Source organism: Endozoicomonas sp. ALD040, from assembly GCF_049275945.1.
Classification (GTDB): Bacteria; Pseudomonadota; Gammaproteobacteria; order Pseudomonadales; family Endozoicomonadaceae; genus Endozoicomonas_A.
The window spans coordinates 4693506-4713266 of sequence record NZ_CP184829.1 but is presented as its reverse complement, the minus strand read 5'-3'; the positions used below and the strand labels follow the sequence as shown (position 1 = coordinate 4713266).

20 protein-coding genes are annotated in these 19761 nt (G+C 42.2%); 9 read left to right on the top strand and 11 right to left on the bottom strand.

Translation table 11 applies throughout. From position 1 onward, the window contains the following. Positions 1-24: 24 nt before the first annotated feature. Positions 25-714 (top strand): hypothetical protein, encoded by a 690-nt coding sequence (locus ACOJUN_RS17810; RefSeq protein ID WP_422133253.1) that lies wholly within the window; start codon positions 25-27, stop codon positions 712-714. A 105-nt stretch (positions 715-819) separates the two neighbouring features. On the opposite strand, the gene ACOJUN_RS17805 is transcribed toward ACOJUN_RS17810, so the two are convergent. The 4 genes from ACOJUN_RS17805 to ACOJUN_RS17790 form a co-directional block, all read right to left on the bottom strand. Continuing rightward, positions 820-1233: a hypothetical protein gene (locus tag ACOJUN_RS17805; protein WP_422133252.1), complete on the bottom strand. Its 414-nt coding sequence runs from the start codon at positions 1231-1233 to the stop codon at positions 820-822. Positions 1234-1449: 216 nt separating this feature from the next. After that, a complete protein-coding gene (locus ACOJUN_RS17800) occupies positions 1450-1797 on the bottom strand; it encodes a hypothetical protein (protein WP_422133251.1) in 348 nt (115 codons plus the stop codon). Between the two features lie 190 nt (positions 1798-1987). Continuing rightward, positions 1988-2335: a hypothetical protein gene (locus ACOJUN_RS17795; RefSeq protein ID WP_422133250.1), complete on the bottom strand. Its 348-nt coding sequence runs from the start codon at positions 2333-2335 to the stop codon at positions 1988-1990. A gap of 238 nt (positions 2336-2573) precedes the next feature. Further along, a complete protein-coding gene (locus ACOJUN_RS17790; protein WP_422133249.1) occupies positions 2574-2978 on the bottom strand; it encodes a hypothetical protein in 405 nt (134 codons plus the stop codon). 602 nt (positions 2979-3580) lie between these two features. On the opposite strand from ACOJUN_RS17790, the gene ACOJUN_RS17785 reads away from it, so the two are divergent. From ACOJUN_RS17785 to ACOJUN_RS17775, 3 genes are all read left to right on the top strand, one after another. Next, the gene (locus ACOJUN_RS17785) at positions 3581-4468 is read left to right on the top strand and encodes a protein kinase domain-containing protein (protein WP_422133248.1); all 888 of its coding nucleotides are present in this window, start codon (positions 3581-3583) and stop codon (positions 4466-4468) included. Then, the gene (locus tag ACOJUN_RS17780) at positions 4468-5871 is read left to right on the top strand and encodes a hypothetical protein (RefSeq protein WP_422133247.1); all 1404 of its coding nucleotides are present in this window, start codon (positions 4468-4470) and stop codon (positions 5869-5871) included. Before ACOJUN_RS17785 ends, ACOJUN_RS17780 begins: the two co-directional genes overlap by 1 nt. 179 nt (positions 5872-6050) lie before the next feature. Then, a complete protein-coding gene (locus ACOJUN_RS17775; protein ID WP_422133246.1) occupies positions 6051-6533 on the top strand; it encodes a hypothetical protein in 483 nt (160 codons plus the stop codon). Between the two features lie 274 nt (positions 6534-6807). Here the strand turns inward: ACOJUN_RS17775 and ACOJUN_RS17770 are convergent, their stop codons facing one another. From ACOJUN_RS17770 to ACOJUN_RS17745, 6 genes are all read right to left on the bottom strand, one after another. Continuing rightward, positions 6808-7593, bottom strand: a complete 786-nt coding sequence (locus ACOJUN_RS17770; RefSeq protein WP_422133245.1) for a hypothetical protein — start codon at positions 7591-7593, stop codon at positions 6808-6810. A gap of 262 nt (positions 7594-7855) precedes the next feature. Continuing rightward, positions 7856-10903, bottom strand: a complete 3048-nt coding sequence (locus ACOJUN_RS17765; RefSeq protein WP_422133244.1) for a death domain-containing protein — start codon at positions 10901-10903, stop codon at positions 7856-7858. A 603-nt stretch (positions 10904-11506) separates the two neighbouring features. Continuing rightward, a complete protein-coding gene (locus ACOJUN_RS17760) occupies positions 11507-12274 on the bottom strand; it encodes a hypothetical protein (protein WP_422133243.1) in 768 nt (255 codons plus the stop codon). Positions 12275-12563: 289 nt separating this feature from the next. Next, positions 12564-12809, bottom strand: coding sequence for a sulfurtransferase TusA (gene tusA, locus ACOJUN_RS17755; protein WP_422133242.1), 246 nt, complete (start codon positions 12807-12809; stop codon positions 12564-12566). A gap of 11 nt (positions 12810-12820) precedes the next feature. Further along, entirely contained in the window at positions 12821-14146 is a 1326-nt protein-coding gene (locus ACOJUN_RS17750; protein ID WP_422133241.1) for an MATE family efflux transporter, read from the bottom strand. 46 nt (positions 14147-14192) lie between these two features. Further along, positions 14193-14843 (bottom strand): alpha/beta family hydrolase, encoded by a 651-nt coding sequence (locus ACOJUN_RS17745; RefSeq protein ID WP_422133240.1) that lies wholly within the window; start codon positions 14841-14843, stop codon positions 14193-14195. 198 nt (positions 14844-15041) lie between these two features. On the opposite strand from ACOJUN_RS17745, the gene ACOJUN_RS17740 reads away from it, so the two are divergent. The 5 genes from ACOJUN_RS17740 to ACOJUN_RS17720 all read left to right on the top strand — a co-directional run bounded on the left by ACOJUN_RS17740 (position 15042) and on the right by ACOJUN_RS17720 (position 18972). Further along, entirely contained in the window at positions 15042-16523 is a 1482-nt protein-coding gene (locus ACOJUN_RS17740) for an MATE family efflux transporter (protein WP_422133239.1), read from the top strand. Positions 16524-16624: 101 nt separating this feature from the next. Next, positions 16625-17548, top strand: a complete 924-nt coding sequence (locus ACOJUN_RS17735) for a Dyp-type peroxidase (protein ID WP_422133238.1) — start codon at positions 16625-16627, stop codon at positions 17546-17548. A 236-nt stretch (positions 17549-17784) separates the two neighbouring features. Then, positions 17785-18057 carry a biotin/lipoyl-binding protein gene (locus ACOJUN_RS17730; RefSeq protein WP_422137090.1) on the top strand — a complete coding sequence of 91 codons (273 nt, stop codon included), beginning with the start codon at positions 17785-17787 and terminating at the stop codon, positions 18055-18057. Continuing rightward, positions 18045-18476, top strand: coding sequence for a hypothetical protein (locus ACOJUN_RS17725; protein WP_422133237.1), 432 nt, complete (start codon positions 18045-18047; stop codon positions 18474-18476). Before ACOJUN_RS17730 ends, ACOJUN_RS17725 begins: the two co-directional genes overlap by 13 nt. Next, the gene (locus ACOJUN_RS17720) at positions 18439-18972 is read left to right on the top strand and encodes an ABC transporter permease (protein WP_422133236.1); all 534 of its coding nucleotides are present in this window, start codon (positions 18439-18441) and stop codon (positions 18970-18972) included. Before ACOJUN_RS17725 ends, ACOJUN_RS17720 begins: the two co-directional genes overlap by 38 nt. A 158-nt stretch (positions 18973-19130) precedes the next feature. Here the strand turns inward: ACOJUN_RS17720 and ACOJUN_RS17715 are convergent, their stop codons facing one another. Next, positions 19131-19730 (bottom strand): hypothetical protein, encoded by a 600-nt coding sequence (locus ACOJUN_RS17715; protein ID WP_422133235.1) that lies wholly within the window; start codon positions 19728-19730, stop codon positions 19131-19133. Positions 19731-19761 lie beyond the last annotated feature (31 nt).

The window sequence follows — 19761 nt, the reverse complement described above, 5'->3', positions numbered from 1 at the left end:
GCGCCCTGCAGCACGGGAGATTCAATGGATAAAAAGCCGGATGACGAAGGGAATGTGATTGACCTTTTTACCCGCAAACCCGTCAACGAAACCGAAAGTGAAAAAATTATCAGGCTGGCGCCGGAGCAGGATGGCCTGGAAATGCTTTACAGCAACGACGCTAATCCCGGAAAACTGTTCAGTATGAAAATTCTCTGCTGGGCCCTGAAAAAAGATGGCACAGTGGATGCTCTGGTGCCATGGCTCAATAAGCTGGTGCCTGCACGAGAGCTCAATGACCCACTGAATGGACGCTGGGAAGGCTACTACGACAGCTTTCATGATCACGCCTTTTTTGAGCCTCCCGAATACAAAATAACAGAGCTGGAAACCGCCGCCCTATATTTTCAAACGAAAGAAGAAGACCCCGACTTCGTTTTGCAGGAAATTGGCGACAATATTGGCACTCATGCGATCCTGACAGAAGACAACTTTCACACCCTGATGTTGATTCATGTCACGAGCTGGCGCCTATACAATGACGGTCGTATTCATGCCATGCTGGCCGATGAGAAAAAAGTACAAACCACACCCATTCTGCCCAAAGATGAATGCCTTTTTCCAGCGCAGGAGCATGAAGATTTCAAGTATTTCTTTCACCACATCATTGCCAACAAAATTAAACATGGTGACCCTGATGCCATTGCAGCCTTCACCGAAATGATCGAAGATTAAGCACCTGATGTCAGGGAAGATTTTTTCTAATTATTACCCCCCCCATTTGGAGAGGCTGCGCTACAGGGAAAGTCCCTTGCTAATCTTTGTTATGAACTCTATTTCTTAATATTTTGGTTTTAATACGCACTGATCCCTTCCTTGCCCAGGGTTAAAGCTTATGGAATCTACAATCACTTCTTTATAAAATGAGCCTTGGGGATGACCAACAAATATTTGGCTAATTGAATCCAGATCGTACAAAGGTAAAACATGTGCCACAGTCAAATAAAATTGCCCCATCATCACGCCAGTAATTGCTTGATAAATATCACCATCAGTTGTTATTACGATTACTTGCAAAGGAGGATTTAATAAATAAGTTAGTGATTTCACACTGCACTCTTCTTTTTTTACAGTTTTTTTTACAGTTGTGTCCTGGCTGATATTCTTATCAGAACCTGAGTTATCTTCTTCCATCATGCCCCAAGTGTTTATTGAAATAAATTTAACAACAAAGAGTAGAACAGAAACCTTCATTACAACACCAACTTAAATAGAACAAAATCAGATTGGGTATTATAGCTTATACTGAGAGGCTTATAACGCCTGTCGCTTGAGGAGCGCACAGCAGGAATCTCGTGAAAAACCCTACCAAGTGCATTTTTATTAGTTTGATATTTTCATCACAAGAACCACTTAAAAGATTCTATAAAATACCTTCTCACAGTTTTAAATTGATTCTAATTTATTAATTTAATGATCATACACCCAAAGAGATAGCTCATAATTATAGGTAGCATTTCTTCTTGAAAAGGCTCTTTTCATTAAAACCCTGATGACATAGTTACCATCTTTAAGTATTTCAACAGGCTTATCATTTTCTAAAGTAAGGTTGACTGGAGAATAAATTATAACTTCAAGGTTTTTTGCTCGTAGATTGGATAAAAGTTTATCATTTTTATATAAATACAATTTATACTCGTCGTATGCATAACCTGAAATACTCCCTCTATAAACGTATTTATGAATATCGCCCTGACTGATATAAAAACAACCAGTTAGAACCACTAACAGAAAGACATGGGAATATTTTTTAATCATCTTTCCTCCACTACCTCTAACTCTGATGCTCTTTGTTCTACTCTTTCCCCCTTATACTTTATATTAAATCACTAACCTATACGCTCGAAATCGTATTCAGGTGCGCCGTAGAGCCTGTGTTTTTTATGGTCCGATTTTAAAGTATGCTTTTAATCGTCTTGATGAGTTTTATTAAAAGAGTTTCAAGATTTCACCGTCGTTGAACCTGAATGTGCTGAATTTTCCCATCATACACGACCACATCTTCCGAACCAGAATACTCTACAACTTCACCAGTGTGTGTTTCACCGACAAAGTTAAAAGTAAAATGAACAATTCCGGGTTTGGTTTCTGTGACACTGCTTACTTGCCATTCAAGTCTTGCAAACATACCATGATAAAGTCTCTGCATAGTCATAATGTCATTCACACCCAGAAAAAGCTCACCCTTTCCTGATCTGTAAGTAGTACTTTCACAAAATAGCTTTGTGATCTCATCAAAATTACTGTCATTTGAGAGTTGGAAGTAATACTTTGCTATCTTCAATGGATCGGTCATGCTTTGAGCTCCTCAACTGTAAAGAACTGAGTCATAGCATAGCCAGCCCGGGAACATAACACCAGCTCCAGCTGAACCACCGACTGCAGTGAGCAGTTGAACCAAGTCCCGGATAGAATTGGCAGATGCAGGAATTTTCACAAACTAAGCTAATGCATCTTGCAAAATATTTCTATTGACTCTGCCAAGACCAGAATAGTCAGACTTGAAAAAACGAAAGCTGATACGAATAATGCTTTTATTTACTTTGCTTTAACCCCATAATTTCACTTTTTAACTCTTGAAGCTCTTCGCTCAAGCCTAAGTCACTACATATGTTGATATACTCTCCACCTTCATTCAAAACATTCAAAACTCCTAGTAAGAGCTCCATTAACTGATCATTTAAGTCTTTGTTTTTTTGCAAACCCAGAAAAGTAAAATCAACAAAACCACCTGACGCGGATACAGAAGAAGACTTTATCAGCTGATTAAAACCAGTACGACCTAAACCATCTTCTGCCAACCTTTTTAATTGCCTCAAATATATTTCTTTTGGTTTTTTTGGATTATATTGAGTTCCTATTAAGACTACTGAAGATATAATTCGAATCATATCAATTATTTCTGCAAGCCCAGATATTTCACAAGCATTCAAAAACATTTGATGACACTCAGCACTTTTTTTATATGATATTATTAATCCCCTGTCGTTAATCGAAAGAAAACGAGAACTGATTGAAAGAACTGTTGCGTACGAATGAAATGAAAGCAAAAATATCAGCAACAATGAGATCGTCTTTTTGAACCTCATAATAAACTGTTCTCATGGTCTATTTACCTTGAAAAATAGCACTGGATATTTCGGAAAACAAAAAAAATAGAAACGACCAGGCTGCTGCGAGCTCGAGCCCTGGAATAACCAACTAAAACGACAAGAATAGATAAGTACCTAACCAGTTGGTTTCGCATATTCTGGACGGCGGCTTTTTCCATCCTTCTGCGTTCCAACTCTGGTTGCGTAGCTATGGCTACGCGCCCGTCGTTGCCCCTTGAAGGATGAAAAAATCCACTCGCCAGAATATGCGAAACCAACTGGCCAGGTACTTAACAGGATGAAAATTGTTCACCGGTAGATTGGTCAAATTTACGGTTTTGCTTATTATCCTCCTAACTTATTGGTAAGTAATGCTAACAAATAAAGAAACATTTTAAATGTAAAGCACACTAATGTATAAATTCACAATACATTACAGGTTTACCAAAATGCAGCCGACTTCTTCAGCGACCCATGTAAAGGGAGCACAAATACCACCCCCAAACTCAACTAATGAGACAACAGTTGTTTTAGCTAAAGGCCATTATGTAAAAATACAATTGATTGGTTGCGGATCTTATGGAAAAGTTTATTTAGCTAAAAATGAAACAGAATCTACGAACAAAGATAATTTTGTTGCTCTTAAAATAGCACAAAGATATGGAGAGATTGAAATCAACGTATTAAGTAAGCTAAACCCTCATAGAAACATTGTAAATCTGTTAGATTTTTCTATTTCTGATCACAAAGTATGCTTAGCCTTAGAACTTGGAGACTGTTCTCTGGATAAACTTGTTGGTTTATGGGGTAAAGAAAAAATAAAATTATCAATTGGACAACTTGATTTTTTACTTACTGAGTTATTAGAGGCCTATAAGTATATTGAGAGTAAGGGATTATTAAACAACACTGATTTATCTGAAGGCAATGTCCTCTATTTTAAAAGTGAAAACAGATTAAAACTAACAGATTTTGGAATTAACTGGGATGGTAGTACAACACAATCCAAAATCGGGAATCTTGTCTATTATGTTTTAACCCGATTAAGCCATAATTGTGATGCTCTGCCTTATGAGGAAAAAGCTGCTTTTTGTAATGTAAAATGTTTTAAAAGAATTTTCTTCGAGCCTGATTTTTCATATTTAGATTGGAAAAAGGATTTAGATAAAAAACACATAGAATTAATTATTAACTTATCAAAAGGTGTATTTAGTATTCCAGATATCACAACCTTATTGAACAATCTAAGTGAGAAATTAGAGCTTTTACCTGTGCCCGAGAATTTAATCTCAGGAGAAAATATTAAAGCACATATAGACCAAAGGGATATGGAATAATGGATCAAGCGATAAAACCAGACATATCATCATGGGGGTGCATCCTGCCATACCCCGAAGTGGTGGCAGACACTCCATCCAGATATAGAGCTGATGCTGAAAAGTATCTTCCAAACCTTGATGAATACACAGAAAATCAATTGCTAAATAAAGACCTTTCATCAAGATGCATTTCTTTGGCTCAAACCGAAAAAAATGATGATAATCACCACCTCAAGCTTTCAAAAAATATAGTCTTTACCCAGGATCGAACTTATTTTGAGTTAATTGATGAAGAGTCCTGGAAAAACATGGCTGACAGTTTAAAATTTTCAGGCATTGATTCATTAGAAAAAGCTATTGCTATGGATTTGAGGGTATGTCCACCATGTCCGGTTTTCCATACATGGGTCGCACTGCATGGTACCAGCATATTTAATGGCTTGAATAATCCTGAAAAATTAGCGGGACTTAATTATGTTCAAAGAATTTTAGAAGAAGGAACCAACCTCAGTAAAAGTGATATACCACTACTAATAGTGTATTCAGATAAAAATCTAACAATATCTCAAATTAATGAGATGAAAGCTGAATTTAAAGATCATGACAATATTTTATGCATCTCTTTTGAAACAGATCTGCAACTAAAATTTCTCGCCCAATTAGAGCGATACGCCTCATCCATGAACTTTCATTTTATGGATTCTATTAGAATTATTGTATCGCAAAACATTACTAAGACTATAAGCTTTTGTATAGATAAGGCAAAGTCTGAAAACAAAACAGAACTGGCTAATCGTTTAGAAAAGCTCGGGGTTAATCATTTATTTTATTCAGACATTGATAATCAATGGTTAACCAGACCACCTTATATATTAGCGAGTCATGGGACTTTTACTCAGCCAATGATTTCAAAAATATTATCACTAACTCACATACGAGAAGGCGTTGTAGAAAAGTTATCTGAAATCAATAGAGAGCTCTTAGGGTGGCATAAATCATTTTTCTCAGAAATGCCTTACTTCAAAAAAAGAAAATCAACAAAATGGTCTGTAGAAAAAGCGAAAAAGTTATTTGATTATATTTTAAGTGGTGACGCAGAAAGTAATTATGAACATTTATCAAAACAGATTGCACATATTTCACCACACCACAATTATCTATTGATTCCTGATAGAGCTGCTTCCTGGGAGGGCGAAAATAGTTGTTGTTTTTTTTCAGAGCAGTCTAAAGATGTTTTTTTAAAAGGCGCTTTGAAAAGGCCTTTCATCATAGACCTTCATCAAATGCCAGATAGTCGACTTGATAATGACTCTTATAATCCAGATCAATATTACAGAGAGGCACACAGTCTCGTTGGGATGCAACTACTCAAATATTATTCTCATGGAAATGATAACACTTGGCACATTGCTACCTGGTAAACTCAAACAGAGTGGCCCTGACACCATGTAAATAATATCCATCATCAATGTTTTTAAATCTCGACTTCGGCTTTCAATCTCACTTTGTCAGAGATACTCACACTCTTGTTAGCAATTAATTAGAACTAAACAAAGTTAAAAGACTCTAAAAATTACTGGGTATCAAAAGGAGCAATGACGTGGATAAAGTTGTAGGAGAGAACATATTTCCAGGAGAATATTCGTCACCATACTTTAAAACCGAGTATGAGAGCCCATCTGAAGCTATGAAATATCTCTCTGAAGCAAAAAACGATGGAGATTCTCTTAGTTATAAGGACTTATCATCAAGATACGTTGCTCCGGTAACACCCGAAAAAGGTAACGACAACCACCACTTCCAACTGGCAAAGAATATAGTCGCCACTCTGGATCCAGTTTATTTTGATTCCATTGATGACGAGTCCTGGAAAAACATGGCTGATAGTTTAAAGTTTTCGGGCATAAATTCATTAGAGAAAGCCACAGCTATGGATTTGAAGGTATGTCCTCCATGCCCGGTATTTCACACATGGGTCGCACTGCACGGCACAACCATATTTAATGGCAAGAACAATCCTGAAGCTCAACCAGGAATAAATTATATTCAGAGAATATTAGAAGAAGCATTATCATGGGCATGATAAGACCTAGGTAGGGTAAAAATTCTAAGTACAATGGACTGATATTTCAGGCAGGAGTCGGTTGCTGGTAAATTCTGTATTTTTCTAACTCAGAAATATTTACGCTCATATTACTGATGGCGAGTCCAGCGGAGGCTTTCCGAACAAAAAAACCACACCACTTTGGGAAAAGGTTTTAGATCAGCATTCGCTAATAACAGGAGCCGCAAGTTTTACGGCTTTGTTTTTGGTTTTTTTCTACAGGCTCGTTATATGCTGTAAGTGAATCATACTACTAACGGAATTCAAGTCTTTGCTTCAAGGAGTGAAGTAAAAATGGAATACAAACAGCTACTATTGGGGTTACTATAATGATTGCCACTGAAAATACTGAAGCACTTGCACTAAATAGTAGTTTCACTGCAATATCTGATGGATAAGTTATTTCTCTACTATTACCAATAAGAAACTCACATCGACTACCAGTATACACTTCAGTGAAAGAAAGCTCCTCTCTTGCATTATTCAGCCCGTCAAAGTTTAAAAGAGATTTATATAAGTATATTTTCCTAAGTGTCCATTTGTTATCTAACTCAGTGGAGTGGATACTTTTTTCCGAAAATACAAGTGTTATATTCTCATTGCTTAGTGTTGTTACAATACCATGGGCAATTGTAATATCATTCTGAGATTGAATATCTGTGATATAGACAGGCTTATCAGTAACTTCGCTAACAAAAAATGTTAGTGGTAATAATTTTCGTATAACACTTACATCTTTAAACTTATCCATAAAAAGAAAAAATTCTTCATTGGGGATATCTCTATTATCATTACGTCCTTCCAAAAGCCCCTTAAAATAGACATAATCATGAGAATATTCTTCCAAGCTTTCATTACTTGCATAGCGAATCATTCTTACATTGTTAAATAACACACTATTTTCGTATCTGCTAATATCTCCGGTAATCGTAAATCCACTTCTGTGTTCTGCAATAAACGGAGAAGAATGACAAGCAGATGAAATTAAATTACAAATACATAATGCAATGGCTTGTATATTTGAACATAAAATTTTCATGGTTGATCCGGTTATCCAAAAGTTCACAAGACATAGTGGATAAAAGTAGCAAAGAAGTCAGGGGTTGCACATAAATCCGTTAGCCGGAGGTCTCTAGCCCCCACACCATGGCAAGCCGGTCCGCAGTCGGCGATTCACTGGGGATAGTTAAACCGGATCCATAAGTCTTTCTGAGTAACAAGCCCAAAGTTTGCAAGAAGAGTGTCGTTCAATGCCTGCTCCGCCGTAAAGGCTTGCCCTGTGCAGGCCAAAGATACTCATTTCAAAAATGGTAACGCCTTACTAAATATTGTATAAGGTCGTATCGTCCGATCTTTGCAAAAACTTCCAGTAAGTCATCGAAGATAATCCGACCTTTCATTTTTTGCCATTTTTCTATCATTACCCTTGCCTTATCATGATCGTCACCCTTATTAATCTCTCTTAGATGTTCTTCATTAAAAACACCGGTCTGTTTGGCAAATCTTTGCCAATCGATTCCCAGTTTAGAAGCAATAATCAGGAGTTCCTCTTGTGCTACGGTAGAGCTCAACTTTACAGTGCTTTTTCTTTCGACAATTTGGTTAGGATCGATGCCTAGTTTAGAACAAACACCCATCATTTTTTCTAAATGAGGGCTCAAAGTTGCAGGCTGTCGCCTGCTTATTTCTGATTGCTGATACTGTGGATCTGCGGACACATGTGCAACGGCTTGTGTTGACGGAACGGGTTCAGGACCCGATAGTTCATCAAACGATTGATCCGATGGCTTACCAAATAGTGCCCCAGGGGCCATACCAAAGATCAAAAACATACTATGTATAAACTTGTCTTTTTCTTCTGCTCCCTTCTGTTCCAGAAGCGTAACAAGCTGTTCACCGGCTTTTAAGGTAAAGGTTCTTAGAAGCTCAAGTTGCTTACTTGATACATCTTCCGCAAAACGAACATTTTCATAGAATAGATCTTTTAAACGCTTTCCGTGCATTGATCTTATGAGAACAAAAGCAGTCAATAGAGTTTCAATTTCATAAAAATCTATAAACTGATTGGTACTAATATTTAATGCCAAATCATGAAATGATTGACTATTGGTTCCAGTTAAATAATTTCTGTTACTTGGAGTAATAAAAGAGTATTCACCACCAAACCCAAACTTAAGAATTCTTGTTAACTCCCCACGATTATTGTACGGATCCGGTATACCAAAACCGTACCTATCATAAACATCTCTACCAAATTTATTGAACATTATTACTATTAAAAAACTTGATGGAAATATTTCAGCTTTTAGCGACCGACTCATTTCTTCAAATATTTTATAAATATAATTGATTAACACTATTTTCTGTTGGCTATCTAATCCTGAATAAAAAACTTGACCCACATCATCAGAAGCTAAAAAATCATTACCGGTTAGCTGGTTCAGCAATTCGTTTCCGAATCGATTCAAACTGGTTTCGCTCTCAAACTCATCCCTGTGAATAGCAAGTGTTTTAACAATCCTTGTCACCTCAGCGTAATCTTCAACTCCCTGGGTTTTTGCCAACTCACCGACTTGTAAAATAAGGTGATAAAGAGACAGACTGCCTTTTAAAAATTCAAACCATTTCGGATAAAATTCACTTAACGCATTTTTATCTGACATCAAACTTTGCGTTAAAAGGTTATAAAGTGCCGGTAAATTATAGTAATGATTAATGCGAAAACAATCTTCTCTCTCCCTTTCATTTAAATCCAAAGCTTTGAACCATTGAAATACATCGGTTACTGAAGTATCAGCGTCTTGTGTACCTGACACAGGTTCTTCTTCCCTGTCTTGTGCCATTGCAGAAGGCTGCGCTTCAGTCGATTCCTGCTCAAGTACACCAGATTCACGATCCAGACATTCTTTGCATTTATTAAAGGCGAGTACAGGCTTATTATTACAATTCTGGCATAATCTACCGTTTGATGAACCACCTGCCCCATCATCTCCGCCACTCTCTCTTCCACCACCGCTGTCCTGATTTTGACGACCATAGCCACCTTGAAACTGAGTTGGCTGGGCCCTGTTGAGATCGCCCTTTTGACTACCAGCCTGACCGGTTCCGGTTCCTCCAGGATGGCTGATCCCGGTGGGGATCTGGCCAGGAAAAACGGACACGCTGCGTAATTGTTTGGGACTTAAAATGGACGCTTGCTGTCCATAACGACGGTAGTGTTCTGTTTGTAGCGGTTGTGGCGGGTTACTGCTCAGGTAATATTCAAACACAGCTTCCGGATTATCAGGATTTCTGGACAATGCCAGAAAAAGCCCTGAACTCCTTTCAAGATTTGCAGCTTTTATTTTATCCCAAAGTTCCTGCGAAATAATAATGGCCTGCTCATTCCAACCCTGCTTGATTTTGAGCACAATCCGGGCATCCCAAATCTGTTTTTTTACGGCCTGGCCGTCAGTGCCAGGCACCAGAATAACCCTGCTGACCTGCTCACTCATCCATTCAAAGGAGTAAAGGGGGCCGCCCATCCCACCACTCGGCCTCTTCTTGAATAAATCGCCTAAATCATCGCCACTGCCAAAACCGCCTCCGCCAGAGCTTGTGAATGGTTCGCTGTTATCCGCAGTACCCGAGGCTCCGGGTATCGCAAAAGGCCCACTGACACGACTGCTGTCGTCAGAATGTCCAGACCCATCCTTTTCAGTCGGTTTATCGCGGTAAAAAATATCGACAAATGATATTTTTTTGTTAGCAGACGCATTACTGCCAGGTAACAACGGTAAAGACCCGTTTTCTGAAACAATACCGCTGCATTCCGGTTCTATAATCCAGCCATCATCATTATCTTCAATGGCTAAAACCAACGATTGATGACCTGCCGGTAAACGCCATCTGGCCGAGTACTCGTGTTGCCATCGACCCCTGTCGGGTGTTGAAGCAACCCGTCTTATTCTCCCACTTTGCATATCCGGCATACCCTGACCCGTTACAGGCTTTTTAAATACCGGCAGAGAGGGAAAATCCCCTGTCGACGATGCAGGAGACGTCCGGAAACAAAAATTAAATTGATCGCCCGGTTGACTATCGAGAATGACATAAAACTGATTGTTCTCCAATTCAGAAACTGTTTTACCGTTCTCACCAACCGCTTTGCGATCATAAGTTAGAAGAAGAGGCGGATTGTTCCCTCTAAACGACAGTTTACTAATTTCTCCCGTTGTCTCACCCCATGTCTCAGTAACTTTGGAGGAACTCCCCCAACCTGCCCAGCTCAACAGGCTGGTATAAGCATTGCAGTGACCAGCGAGCGGCAAAGTAACAGACAAAATAAATAAAAAAAACAGGTGATCCATAGTCAGGAACCTCGTTGCTTTCATGTCTGAATTTATTTTTTAAGGTTTTATCGACAAAAAATAACAATAGACATTATATTTGAAAGTGCTTTATTTATTTCGGGTATTCGAAAACGGTTGCAGTGCCTTTCCCTCCTGACCCTGTGATAAACAGAAATCAATCACTTGAATTTGCATCATCAAACAATAGTGTCCAGTGTTGCCTTCTGTGATTTGACAAGACTTGATGCTCTTCTGCTATGGCAGACTCCAAAGTCACAGGCTGTAATCTGCTTGCTTCTGATAGGGGATGTGCGGCCGCGTGTGTGATGGCTTGCGTTGACGGAGCAGGTTCGGGATCTGATAGCTCATCATTACAGAGAGGCACATAGTCTCGTTGGAATGTTACTCAAGTATCATTATCAAAATGATTTTACTTGGTAAGCGTTCAGGCGGGACAGACTGCTATGACCTGCCGAGCTTAGATTTAAAAGAATTAAAACCTGCTTTTAAGAATTGGGGGATCAAATTTATGGATGCCCTGAAATCCATATGATGAAAAACCAACGCAAAGCGCTGGCTTTTCCATCACAACACTGTTCCAACTGACAGATATGAAAGCTTTTAGAAATTTGCCTGCACTATGAACTGTGGCAGGTTTTGATCCTGCCCATCACGACCAAGCTTGTTTTTCCAGTAGTTGTATTCAATGCCGGCGTAATATTTGCCTTCTTTACCGAAGAAATCACCCACATCCAGTTTTAACTGAGGCTGTGCAATAATTTGCATTTCGACATCTTTACCCGAGTTATTTTCCGTAGCATTAGTAATATCCACAAAGCCGTCAAATAACCATTTAGTTGAACCTAGAGAAAAAGGCACGGCCCAGGCTGTAGTAAATTGAAAATTGTCATCCAACTCAACGTCAAAAGAGTCTTTGCCATTAGCACGATAATAAACGGCAGTATCCAGGAAGATAAAGCCAGGTACATTCCAACCGATTGCACCACCCAATAAAATATTATCCAGATTTACCGTCGCAGCATGTTCCCACTGTGTCGCAAAATAAACGTCCTTGATCACAGAGTCTTTAAAGCCTTCACCTCCAGTAAGCGAAAAATCAATATGTACCTCACCGTAGGTGTCATCATTATCAACGTCATCTTCTACAAAAGAACGATCAACAAAAGAAAAGCTCTTACCCCAGGTGTATGCTGCAGCATGCTCGAGAGTTACCACCTGGGATTTACCCTCTTCACCGGAAAAAGCATTCAAATAGCCGTCACCGGTCAAATAAGTTGCCGAGACATTACTCCACAGGATATCCGCTTGAGCGCCTGCAGAGGCAGCAGCAATAGTTGCAGCAATAGCGGCTTGTTTCATTAACTTCATGATTATTCCCTTCAGGATTTATTGTAATAATTCTGTTCTGAATAAATGCACGCAATTATTTCAGCGTAACCCGTGCTTTTATAGCTATATCCAATAGCCGCTGTATCAGCGTCTGGTATAGACAATGCAAATACCTGACCAACTCGTCAACTTTATATAAAAACTAACTATTTAGTCAATTTTCTTCAATTTCTCTACCGCAATGCGTTTCGCAACGACCCAGCATGGTGCATAGTGCACCATGCTGGGACCCCGGAACAGTTATGTGAAATGATTGCCAGATTAAGTCCTAGGCACCGGCCTTGCGAATCAGGTAGATATACTGTTTTTCCAGCTGCTCACGAGACAGCAGCTCATGATTCAGAAAGTTACAGAACTTGGGAATATCACGCTCGGTCGAAGGATCAGTCGCTATAACCCTGACCGTTTCTCCCGTCTTCATGTCCCTCACTTTGTTATGCAACATCATGACCGGCTCCGGGCAGAGCAGACCTGAAGTATCCAGTTCATGATTGATTTCTATAGTCTCCGACACATTCACTCCTGTTATCTGACCCAGGACCCGGACCGACTCAGGGATCGATAAACAATAGCCAGTCCTGCACTGCGGGCCAGCATAAAGGCACTGTAGGCTAACCACAAGCCGTGATTTCCCATATCCCGGGTGACATACCAGACCGGCAGGAACACAATTAACGTTGCCACCAGCATGGTGTTTTGCATCGTATCCGTTCGCACGGCACCAATAAACACACCATCCAGCCAATAGCACCAGACAGCAAATAATGGCATGGCGGCCAGCCAGGGCAGATAGATGTTGGCAGTTTCTGCGACAGCAGGAATATCCGTCAACAAGCCAATGATGCCCTGCCCCACCAGCGAGAAGGTGAGGAAAAACAGAACAGCACACATGAGCGAGCAATAGCCCGTTACCCTGACAATCTGCTTAAAGCGATCTTCTTTTCGCTGCCCCAGAGCTTCGCCGCTCAGTGCCTCGGCAGCGTGGGCAAAGCCATCCAATCCATTGGAAATCAGCAGCAACATATTCAGTAACAGAGCGTTGGCAGCCAGTATATGACTGCCGCTCTGGGCCCCCTGTGCCGTAAAGAAAGCCTGAGTTGCAAGCAGACAAAGCGTGCGAACAAACAGATGTCGATTTAATAACAACAGGCGGCGCATAGAGCCCGGGTTCAGAATCCTTGCGCGAACAAAGCTTCCGGACATACCTCTCAGGGTTTGACTGACCATCCATACCCCCAGCACAAGGCTGGTATAATCAGCGATCACTGTTGCCAATGCTGCGCCTCGGGTAGCCATTCCGAGACCCAGAACAAACAGCAGATCCAGAATAATATTGACCACATTGGCCAGTACCAGAATAAACATGGGCCCCTTGGGACGATGCATTCCGATCAACCAGCCGACGATCGCGTAGTTAATCAAGACCGCAGGAGCTGAAAGTATTCGGGTGGTGAAATAGATTCTGGCCTGCTCGGCCACCTGAGGAGCCGCGTTAAATAAAGGCAGGGCAATATCCAGAAGCGGACGGTATAAAAGGATCAGGAAAACACCGATTACAACAGCCAGCAGGATCGACTGGGCCAGCCACTGCCGGGTTTCCTGATGATCATCCTGACCCAGGGCCTGAGCCACCAGTCCGGTAGTACCCATTCTAAGGAAGCCAAAAGCCCAGAACAGCAGTGTAAATAATGTACTGCCAATGGCGACACCTGCCAGGTAAATATCACTGGAGAGATGCCCCAGGACCCCAGAATCAACCAGACCCAGCAGGGGAACCGAAATATTGGAAAGAATAGCAGGCCAGGCAAACTTCCAGACCCGCCGATACAACGCTGCTGTTGAGGTCAACACCAATCCTCACTATTGCCCGACAGAATTGAGACTATTCTATGAGACTTTAGTTCAGACCAGTATACGAAAACTTTGTCTTTATGAAGTCAGAGATCTTTTGTGCGGCTTCAACCAAATGCTGCTGATGAGTAAAACCCGATTTTATCCGGGGTTTCAGATCATGATTACCGTCCGCCAGCCAGTGAAGCTCAATATTCTCTGACAGTTCATAACCCTGAACGGTTGCATAATCACCCATGGCATCCCGACTGCCCTGCACCACCAGCATGGGTAATGGGAAATCGGCAAGATGCTCTGTTCTGGGCCTGTCCTGTTTACCCGGTGCATGGAACGGGTAGCCCAGACATACGACGCCACTCAACGAAAGATCAGTCATCTCAGACACCAGCAGGCTGGCCATTCGTCCACCCATTGACTTACCGCCAACATACAGAGAGTCGCTGTATTCATTTTTGATTTGCCCGATCACATCCTGCCAGCATTGCAATAATTTTGGCTGCCTGTCCGGTGGTCTTTTTTTACCGGTTTCTCTTCGCTCTCGCATATAAGGGAATTCAAAGCGCACGACACTGATACCTTCTGTCACCAATAAGTCAGCCATTTGATTCATGAAATCACTGTCCATGGCCGCACCGGCACCATGGGCCAGTATCAGTAATGGGGACCCGGTTTCAGCCCGGTTCCAGATAAGATCCATAGAAAAACAGTCCGCAATTGCTAAAGCGTTTTATTGTAACGCCATTTAACCGACCCGTCGCCGGGATCTGAACTAAGCTGGTCGAAACACAATATCCTGTTCACTGAGCAAAATACGGCTCTTTACTATCCAGAATTCTAACGACTTTTGTCGTTTTATGCCCAACTCACCTAAACAGTGTCGAAAGGTTAGCCTACGATGACCCATGCCCGCTTTACCCAGGGCTCAACAATGAAGCACGTCATTGTTATGAGTCTCAGCAATGCAGCGGGCATCACTACGCTCTTTTTTGTCGACCTGCTCGACCTGTTCTTTCTCAGTTTGCTCGGTGAAAAATATCTGGCTGCAGCTATTGGTTATGCGGGCACTATCCTGTTTATCACTTCCGCTTTGGGTATTGGTTTATCCATTGCCGCAGGGGCTCTGGTCTCCAGATCCATTGGCAGCCACAACCGGAAAAAAGCCTGCCAATATCAGGTAAACATCTGTTTCCTGGTGCTATTAGTCAGTGTCACGCTGGCCATCCTCTTCTGGCTTCTTATTCCGCAAATGGTTGCTCTGTTGGGAGCCACCGGACGAGTTCATGAACTGGCCGACAGTTACCTGCATATTGTGATTCCCTCGATGCCTCTGGTCAGCTTGTCCATGACCCTTGGAGCCGGACTCAGAGCTGTTGGAGATGCCAGGCTCTCCATGACATCGTCACTCTCAGCCGGAGCTGTGAATGCCATCCTGGACCCCATTCTGATCTTTCTTCTGGAACTCAGTATAGAGGGGGCAGCCATTGCCTCAGTGATGGCCCGTGTCACGATGTTTGGTATTTCCTTTTACGGTATTTTTTATAAACATAAACTCTACTCCCCCTTTGATTGGTCGCTTTTTTGCAAGGATCTCAAAAACATTCTTGCCATCACCCTCCCTGCCATTGCCACCAATCTGGCCATGCCTTTCAGTGGTGCCTGGATGGTTCGCTATATGTCACATTACGGCAACAGTTACGTAGCAGGCTATTCCATCATTAACCGGCTGATACCAGTTGCATTTGGTGTCATTTTTGCCCTGTCTGGCGCGGTTGGACCCATAATAGGCCAGAATTTTGGGGCAAGACGCATGAGCCGGGTCAGGGAGTCGCTTCGAAATGCTATCCTCTTTACCGTGTATTATGTCCTTGTGATTTCAGTCATACTGTTTTTACTGCAGGACATTCTCATTCAGGTGTTCAGAGCCCGGGGTGAAGCTGCCAGTCTGGTGTCGTTTTTCTGCAACTGGATTGCCATCAGCTTTTTGTTTACAGGAACTATGTTCGTTGCCAATGCGGCCTTTAACAATCTGGGCAAGCCCGGATACTCAACCCTGTTAAACTGGGGCCGGGCGACACTGGGTACAGTCCCTTTCATCTGGGTCGCCTCTGAATATATGGGGGCTTATGGGGTACTGGTGGGTCAGGCAGCCGGAGGCGTCCTGTTTTCATTCATAGCAGTCTGGCTGAGCTTTCGAACCATTGACTCCATTGAGAGCAAGATTATCAGGCAAGACACTATTGCCAGCCTCATGACCCGTCAGGAAGAGACCACAGCCTGTCCTTTCCAGCCGATGTCATCGGAATGTTCGCAACTGGCACAAATGGCTGAAGAGGGTGAGTGCGAAGAGGCCCGCAATCTATCCGATAAAGCCAGATAAGCGTATTGATCCAAACTATAAACCCCTTCATGCTATGCAAGGTAACCTGACAGAAAACAGACAGGTTCCCATTGTTACGAAAACTGACGTTAGAGTTGGAAATGAGCACACCACAATCAGGAATTACTCCAGAAGCCAATACCGATGCCTGCTTTCTGGTTTTAACTATCAGACAAGATGCAGACAGCCTTGAACAGATTAGAAAGACCTGTGCACTGATTCCCCGACTGACTGAGGAGCTCAGCCAACAGTATCCCGATGCAAGGCTGTCCTCCACGATCAGTATTGGCAGCGAGGCCTGGGATGTTCTGTACAAAGACGGTAAGCCGGCCCTTCTTGCTCCTTTCAAAGCACTGACAGAAGGTGACCGGACTGCACCTGCCACTCAGGGTGACCTGCTGCTTCATATCCGTTCCAACCGCCGGGATATCAACTTTATCCTGTTGCACAGAGCCATGGATGATTTTGGACAGGCGGTTGAAATTCAGGAAGACGAGACAGGTTTTCGTTACCTGGACAGCCGTGACCTGAGTGGATTTGTTGACGGCACCGAAAATCCCCAGGGCGATGACAGGGCCAGCGTCACTCTGGTGGGTGATGAAGATCAGTCGTTTGCCGGTGGCTGCTATATCCACACCCAGAAGTGGGTTCATTCGTTGAAAAAGTGGAACAAACTGGCAGTACCCGAGCAGGAAAAAGTGATCGGGCGCACCAAGGAAGACAACATTGAATTCAGTGGCGAAGAAAAAGCACCAACCGCTCACGTAAAACGTTCCAACGTCAAGAACAGCGAAGGCAAAAGTATGGAAATACTCCGTCACAGTATGCCCTATGGTAATGCCAGTGAGGGAGGACTCTACTTTGTCTCCTACTGTCGCACTCCAGTCCATTTTGACAAGATGATGGAGTCCATGATCAAGGCCGATAACCATGGTCACTACGATCACTTGATGGATTATTCACAGGCCGTCACCGGATGTGCATTCTTTGCACCCTCAGTTGAGTTCCTGACATCAGCTGAGTGATCGACCTTAAACGTCTATTTGAGTACCGATCTTCCCCGCTTCCTGAGTGATTCGGTACTCACTGCTTTCCTTCTCACAGACTTCGGGTTCATCACGTATCAGACATTGGCGAGACAGTTATAAGACGTCTCTTCGTTTTGTGTCTACATTTGTTGGATGTTAATCGTCATGAAAAACGCCTTCACTCTATGAACCGATGGATAAAGAATCATCTTGCGTTAACTTAAGCTGCCGCTCTGACACTCCTGCTTTCCGGCTGCTTCTCTTCCGATCACCATCAGGCGCTGGGGACACTTGAACGAGACAGAGTCACTCTGACAGCCACCGCTTCGGAGCTGATTACAGACATTCTTATCCCTGAGGGAAACCCTGTTAAAACCGGTCAATTGATCCTGAAGCTGGATGATCGCAAACAACAGGCCGCTGTTGCTGCCACCCTGGCCGAAACAGAGCGGGCACGAGCCTATCTCAATGAAATGGTGTCAACGGCGCGAGAATGGAAGACATAGCAGCAGCGAGGGCCAGTGTCGGGCAAATTGAGGCCCGGCTGGTAGATGCCGACAAAAGGTTTCAGAGAAACGAAGTGGAAAAATCTTCCACCCTGTCAGGCATGACCAACAGCCTGCAAAGAATCTTCTCAATCCTGATGAAGGAATTTCGACAATTGTCACGTGATCATGCCACCTTTGCCATGATCGTCATTATTCCTCTGGCTGAATTACTGCTGTTTGGCTACGCCATCAATATCGATGTCAGAGAGATACCGGTCAGTATTGTGGATCAGAGCCAAACTTACTTCAGCCGGGCTCTTGTCGACGCGGTGAAGACAACGATCCGTCGTCAACACGGTTCCTGGTTTGGTGGGCGTTATTCTGACCATGACGATGATTATGTTCACTTCTGCCGCATTGGTACGGGAAAGGGGTAACCTGGAACTGTTGATAGCGACACCCGTTCACCCGATAGAGCTGATGATTGGCAAAATCATCCCCTATATTTTTTCAGGTTTTATTCAGACCGGCATTATTATGTTGCTGGGTAACCTGATTTTTAAGGTACCCTTTGTCGGCAGTATTTTCCAAATGTTACTGGCCACCCTGCTGTTTATTTCTGCCAGTCTGACAATGGGGCTGATTATCTCCACCTGCGCGGAAACGCAATTGCAGGCTTCACAAATGACCATTTTCATTCTGCTGCCTTCCATTCTGTTGTCAGGGTTTATGTTTCCTTTTAAAGGCATGCCAATCGCTGCTCAATGGTTTTCCGAACTCTTGCCTGCAACCCACTATATGCGGTTGATGAAGGGTATTATTTTAAGAGGTGCAGAATTACAGGGCATGGCAAAAGATGTTGCTTACCTGGGCGTTTTTACGATCGTTGGATTAGTGGTTGCGGCAAAACGATTTAAGAAGAGTCTGGATTAGATGCACTTATCAACACGCGCTGATCAACCTTGAAGATGCCAAGGTAGCCAGAAACAAAAAAAGTCTGCAAGGAAGAGCCAGTCAAAGTAGCCTGATATGTTGTAAATATAACACTTTTCGAATTAATCAGACCTCACTATGGTTCCCTTGTCGTCTGGTTATTGTCTGCTTACAAAATCAAATAACCATTTCAGATCTTCTGGCAACACAGGTAATATCTCTTCCAAATCAAGATTATTTTCCATAAAAACAACAAAAGAGTTAATTATCAGGAAAGGTAAAGACCCTATAATGACATTGAGTTCAGAAAGGCTATTGGGGGCTGTAAAATTACCGTACTTTAACGTTTTCCACCAATAATAATAAATAATTAAATGCAACCACCTTTTATCAACCAATGCATGGTTCCACTCCCATAGAGAGTCACCAAAAGGGTCTGCACCAAAACTGAGCAATGCAACAATTTCAGATATCGTTGAGGCATCATTTAAAATATGTGCGACCCTCAAACTATTATAGGTATGTGTATAGGTAAATGAATTCGGGTCAGCACCATGCTTAAGCACAAAAAGCAGCATTTCCAATGATCCGGAATTAAGTGCGTCGGACACGGCGTCATTCTCTCTTTCGAGCATATAACCTTTCTTGATGAACTCTTCTATTGCTGTAAAATTGTTACCTAAAATAGCATCAGAAAATCTCCCTGCCACAGAAAATTGCGTAAAAAAAAAGATAAGAATGAAAAAAAATGCTTTCACTGCGTCACTTCCTCTTGGATTACTGTTTGTG

What these genes read in the sequence shown, in the direction of transcription:
- ACOJUN_RS17810 (WP_422133253.1), top strand. Translation starts at nt 25, where the DNA reads ATGGATAAAAAGCCGGATGACGAAGGGAATGTGATTGACCTTTTTACC.
- ACOJUN_RS17805 (WP_422133252.1), bottom strand. Translation starts at nt 1,233, where the DNA reads ATGAAGGTTTCTGTTCTACTCTTTGTTGTTAAATTTATTTCAATAAAC.
- ACOJUN_RS17800 (WP_422133251.1), bottom strand. Translation starts at nt 1,797, where the DNA reads ATGATTAAAAAATATTCCCATGTCTTTCTGTTAGTGGTTCTAACTGGT.
- ACOJUN_RS17795 (WP_422133250.1), bottom strand. Translation starts at nt 2,335, where the DNA reads ATGACCGATCCATTGAAGATAGCAAAGTATTACTTCCAACTCTCAAAT.
- ACOJUN_RS17790 (WP_422133249.1), bottom strand. Translation starts at nt 2,978, where the DNA reads ATGTTTTTGAATGCTTGTGAAATATCTGGGCTTGCAGAAATAATTGAT.
- ACOJUN_RS17785 (WP_422133248.1), top strand. Translation starts at nt 3,581, where the DNA reads ATGCAGCCGACTTCTTCAGCGACCCATGTAAAGGGAGCACAAATACCA.
- ACOJUN_RS17780 (WP_422133247.1), top strand. Translation starts at nt 4,468, where the DNA reads ATGGATCAAGCGATAAAACCAGACATATCATCATGGGGGTGCATCCTG.
- ACOJUN_RS17770 (WP_422133245.1), bottom strand. Translation starts at nt 7,593, where the DNA reads ATGAAAATTTTATGTTCAAATATACAAGCCATTGCATTATGTATTTGT.
- ACOJUN_RS17765 (WP_422133244.1), bottom strand. Translation starts at nt 10,903, where the DNA reads ATGGATCACCTGTTTTTTTTATTTATTTTGTCTGTTACTTTGCCGCTC.
- ACOJUN_RS17760 (WP_422133243.1), bottom strand. Translation starts at nt 12,274, where the DNA reads ATGAAGTTAATGAAACAAGCCGCTATTGCTGCAACTATTGCTGCTGCC.
- ACOJUN_RS17745 (WP_422133240.1), bottom strand. Translation starts at nt 14,843, where the DNA reads ATGGATCTTATCTGGAACCGGGCTGAAACCGGGTCCCCATTACTGATA.
- ACOJUN_RS17740 (WP_422133239.1), top strand. Translation starts at nt 15,042, where the DNA reads ATGACCCATGCCCGCTTTACCCAGGGCTCAACAATGAAGCACGTCATT.
- ACOJUN_RS17735 (WP_422133238.1), top strand. Translation starts at nt 16,625, where the DNA reads ATGAGCACACCACAATCAGGAATTACTCCAGAAGCCAATACCGATGCC.
- ACOJUN_RS17725 (WP_422133237.1), top strand. Translation starts at nt 18,045, where the DNA reads ATGGAAGACATAGCAGCAGCGAGGGCCAGTGTCGGGCAAATTGAGGCC.
- ACOJUN_RS17720 (WP_422133236.1), top strand. Translation starts at nt 18,439, where the DNA reads ATGTTCACTTCTGCCGCATTGGTACGGGAAAGGGGTAACCTGGAACTG.